This is a genomic window from Kitasatospora sp. NPDC091257 (assembly GCF_044757675.1).
In the GTDB taxonomy this organism is placed as follows: domain Bacteria; phylum Actinomycetota; class Actinomycetes; order Streptomycetales; family Streptomycetaceae; genus Kitasatospora; species Kitasatospora lactacystinica.
The window spans coordinates 778-3,733 of record NZ_JBIVVI010000926.1; the positions used below are offsets into that span (position 1 = coordinate 778).

Annotated in this window: 5 protein-coding genes; 2 read left to right on the forward strand and 3 right to left on the reverse strand. The window is 64.8% G+C overall.

The window, feature by feature from the left end:
- Positions 1-181: 181 nt before the first annotated feature.
- Positions 182-637 (reverse strand): GNAT family N-acetyltransferase, encoded by a 456-nt coding sequence (locus tag ACIQOV_RS32145; RefSeq protein WP_401054220.1) that lies wholly within the window; start codon positions 635-637, stop codon positions 182-184.
- A gap of 311 nt (positions 638-948) precedes the next feature.
- Here ACIQOV_RS32145 and ACIQOV_RS32150 point away from each other — a divergent pair, with 311 nt between their 5' ends.
- Positions 949-1,206 (forward strand): hypothetical protein, encoded by a 258-nt coding sequence (locus ACIQOV_RS32150; RefSeq protein WP_401054222.1) that lies wholly within the window; start codon positions 949-951, stop codon positions 1,204-1,206.
- A 235-nt stretch (positions 1,207-1,441) separates the two neighbouring features.
- On the opposite strand, the gene ACIQOV_RS32155 is transcribed toward ACIQOV_RS32150, so the two are convergent.
- A complete protein-coding gene (locus tag ACIQOV_RS32155; RefSeq protein WP_401054223.1) occupies positions 1,442-1,627 on the reverse strand; it encodes a DUF397 domain-containing protein in 186 nt (61 codons plus the stop codon).
- Between the two features lie 3 nt (positions 1,628-1,630).
- The gene (locus ACIQOV_RS32160; RefSeq protein WP_401054225.1) at positions 1,631-2,482 is read right to left on the reverse strand and encodes a helix-turn-helix domain-containing protein; all 852 of its coding nucleotides are present in this window, start codon (positions 2,480-2,482) and stop codon (positions 1,631-1,633) included.
- 229 nt (positions 2,483-2,711) lie between these two features.
- Between ACIQOV_RS32160 and ACIQOV_RS32165 the strand changes: the two genes are divergently transcribed.
- A partial coding sequence (locus ACIQOV_RS32165; RefSeq protein WP_401054226.1) for a hypothetical protein occupies positions 2,712-2,956 on the forward strand: 245 nt, incomplete at its 3' end.

Below are 2,956 nucleotides of genomic sequence, written 5' to 3' on the forward strand. Positions count from 1 at the left end.
CGGACCCTTCCGACTGTGGAGCGCCAGGCCCGGGTTGCACGGACTCTTCCTACTGAAAGTAGGACGTGCTCTGGTAGCACCGCTGACGCCTGACGAGGAATCATCTCCCTCGCGATGTCGAAAATATTAGCAGCTCAGCACCCGTGCGACGAATCGCGGCCGGGCGGACGGGCGCCGTCGGTCAGAGCTCTCTCGTCATGAACGCGCTGTTCGGGTCGGGCCGGTAGTCCGCGAACGGTTCGCAGGGGACGAATCCGAACTTTTCGTACAGCTTCCTGGCCGGCAGGAAGAAGTCGGGCGTGCCGGTCTCCAGGCTCAGCTTCGTGAAGCCCATGCGCCTGGCTTCGGTGATGATGTGCTCCAGCAGCAGGGACGCGACGCCGCTCCGCTTGCGCAGGGGTGCCGTGCGCATCGACTTCAGTTCGGCGTGGTCTGTGTCCAGTTGCTTGAGAGCGCCGCAGCCGACCAGGACGCCGTCGTCCCGCACCGACCAGAACGTGATCCCGGGCCGGCGGAGGGCGTCGAGATCGAGGGCGTGGGTGCTGGTCGGTGGGGAGATGGCCCGCATCTGCTGGACGTGCTCGTCGAGGAAGCGGGCGATCTCGGGGCCGGAGAGGTCGTCGGTCGCGATCTGCACTGTTGCTCCTGTCCCGGGTCGGGAAACGCGGAAGGGCCCGGCACCCGTGTGGATGCCGGACCCTTCCGACTGTGGAGCGCCAGGCCCGGGTTGCACGGACTCTTCCTACTGAAAGTAGGACGTGCTCTGGTAGCACCGCTGACGCCTGACGAGAGATCATCTCCCTCGCGATGTCGAGAATATTAGCAGCTCAGCACCCGTGTGACGAATCGTGCTCCCGGTACCCGGACCCGGGGGCGCTCTGGTCCACTCCGCGACCACGGTGCCGCCGGCGACCTGCCACACTCGTGCGGACGCGGATGGAGGGGCGGATGGCAGAGCAGAAGAGCGGGGCGTCGGGGGTCGGGGATGCGGCCGGGGAGATGGCGCTCGATGTCGAGATGTCCTCGAAGGGGCTCCGGGTTCTCCGGTTTTCGGCGCCGGATTCTCGGCAGTTCCACAACACCGTGCGGTTCGTGGCAGTTCTTGCCGTCATCGTTGTCCTGGGCAGGGCGTGGCTGGCGACAAAGGAGCCAGCGGAGCGGCATGAGTCGACCCAGTGCGGTTGTTGCACGGCGGACGGGGTGTAGTCGCTCGTTCAGGGGCGATGAAAAGCGGAAGGGCCCGGCACCCGTGTGGATGCCGGACCCTTCCGATCGTGGAGCGCCAGGCCCGGGTTGCACGGACTCTTCCTACTGAAAGTAGGACGTGCTCTGGTAGCACCGCTGACGCCTGACGAGAGATCATCTCCCTCGTGACGTCAGGAATATTAGCAGATCAGCACCCGTGTGCCGAATCGCCGCCCCGGCCGGTGCAGCGGGGGAGTCAGGCGTCGAACTCGCCGGCGCGGATCGCGGACACGAGGTCGCGCCATTCGTCGGGGGTGAGTTGGGCGATGGCTTCGGGCAGGAGGCTGCTACGGACGTAGACGGCGTCGGGGCCTATGGCCACCTCGGGGCAGCTTGCGCCATCGGGGCAAGCTTCAGGGCGCTTCCAGCGGAGTGTTTCCATGGCTTAGATCTCTTTCTTGATGAGCCGGATGGCATCACGGGACTGGCTCTCGGTGAGAGACCGCTCGGTCATCCTGTCGATGATGTAGCGGTAGTTCTCCAAGTGCTTCTGCTCATGCAGGAATGCCGGGCCGCCGACGGCGTCGAGCTGGACAGTGTCGAGCCGTTTCACAGGGCCGTTGGCATGGATGACGCCTTGTCCCGCGCCCATGAACCCGTTGGTGCTGAAGGTGATCACCCGAAGTGTCACATGAGGAAGTTCCGAGTACTCAAGCAGCCTGTCAAGCTGTCGCCTGGCAGCATCACGGCCGCCGAACAGCATGCGCAGGGCGGCCTCGTGCACCAATGCCGAGTATGGCTCAGCTCCGTCTCGCATCAAGAACGTCGAACGCTGCACTCGATGCTCAACGCGGGCTTCCAGGAGGCGCGGTGAGAGCGGCGGGTAGACATCCTGGAAGATTGCCCGCCCGTACTCCTCGGTCTGCATAACGCCGGGAACATGCGAGACCTGATACGTGCGCATTCCCTTGGCGAAGTACTCCATCTCCGCGATGTCCAGGAAGCCGACCGGCACGGAACCGCGAAAGTCCTCCCACCAGCCTCTGTGGCGCTCCTCGGCCATGGCGCCGAGTGCCTCGATGTAGGTGGCGTCGCTCTCCTGGAAGTCGGAGGCGAGCATCCTCACGCGTTCGGCGCTGATCGGGTACTGCGCCTTCTCGATCTGCGTGATCTTCGTTCGAGAGAACCCAAACAGCGCGGCAGCCTCGGCAGTTGTGCGTCCGGCGCAGTCGCGCATCTTCCGCAGCTCGATGCCGACTCGTTCCTGCCGGGCAGACGGGGTGGTTCCTGGTGGCATGCCCCAAGCATCCATTGCAATTGCGTGAGGGGTCCAGCAATCCATCGATCGAGTGAAGAAACAGGTAGAAGTGCCGGTACATGTACCAGCAATGTCCTACAGTCGGTGACGCACCGACCACCGATGCGGGCGTCAGTAACGCTGCCCTGCACCGCAGAGCACCCATGTCCGGACTGGCTCACGGTGACTTCTCGCTCGGTTCATCCTTCCATTCCCCTTGGGAGACGCTGTGCGTAACCTCAACTCCCCCTCCCTCACCCTCTCCCGCGACGCCCTCCGCGACGGGATGACCAGTGCCGGCTGGCCGCCCTCCCTCATCGCGGACGCCGAACTCGCGATGGTCGAACTGATCGTCAACGCCTGGCGCCACGGTGAGACGACCTCCCCGGTCATCCTGATCCACCACCGCGCCAACACCTCCTGCTGCTGCGCACCGACACGTCCGGAGACCCGAGCTTCCACGAGCTGCTGGAC